General features: G+C 78.1%; 1 protein-coding gene. It reads right to left on the bottom strand.

All coding sequences use genetic code 11. The features are described 5' to 3' along the window. Window positions 1–649, bottom strand: a 649-nt coding sequence (locus tag LPA54_RS34705; RefSeq protein WP_228984608.1) for a DUF4185 domain-containing protein, incomplete at both ends; no start/stop codon positions are given.

The raw sequence follows: 649 nt of genomic DNA, 5'->3' as shown, positions 1-649 counted from the left end.
GTTGTAGGCAGCGGTGCCCGGCGCGGGCAGCGCGGGGGTGAACGCGCCCGCCGGACCGTGCCACGGCCCGGCCGGGGAGCACGCCCAGTACGCCGTCACCGTGGCCAGCCCCTCCGCCCCCGCCGCCATGGTGAACAGCACATACGTCCGGGCGTCGCGCGTCACCGTGAAGGCGCTGCCCACCCCCGTGCGCCGTCCGTCGCCCAGCACCGGCGCCGGACGCGCGCGCGACCGCCAGCCCGAGCCGTCCCAGTACTCCCAGGCGGCCGGGTCGCCGAGACCTCCCTCGGGCGCCCGGGCCACATAGGCGTGCGAGGCCGGGCGGGACGCGGGGCGCCCGTCGTCACCGCCGTACACGTACGTCCAGCCGTCCTCCGCGACCAGCGTGGTGCCGAACAGGACGCGGCGGGAGAGGTCGCCGGTCCGCCGCTCGTCCAGCACCGTGGTCACCGACTCCAGGCGCAGGGCGGGCAGGGAGAGCGTGGCGACCTCGGTGGCCAGGGGCTCCCCGTAGATCCACGGAGGGGTGCCGTGCCGCCGCACCCACAGCAGCACCCTCAGCACGCGCTCCGCCGCGCCGGGGGAGCGCGGTTCGACGCGGGCGGCGACCGGCCAGCGCCAGCTCCCCGGGGCCGGGTCGGGGAAGAGC

It is taken from the genome of Streptomyces sp. DH12 (assembly GCF_020873895.1).
Classification (GTDB): domain Bacteria; phylum Actinomycetota; class Actinomycetes; order Streptomycetales; family Streptomycetaceae; genus Streptomyces.
The sequence above is the reverse complement of the archived record's forward strand: the minus strand, read 5'-3'. Positions and strand labels throughout refer to the sequence as shown.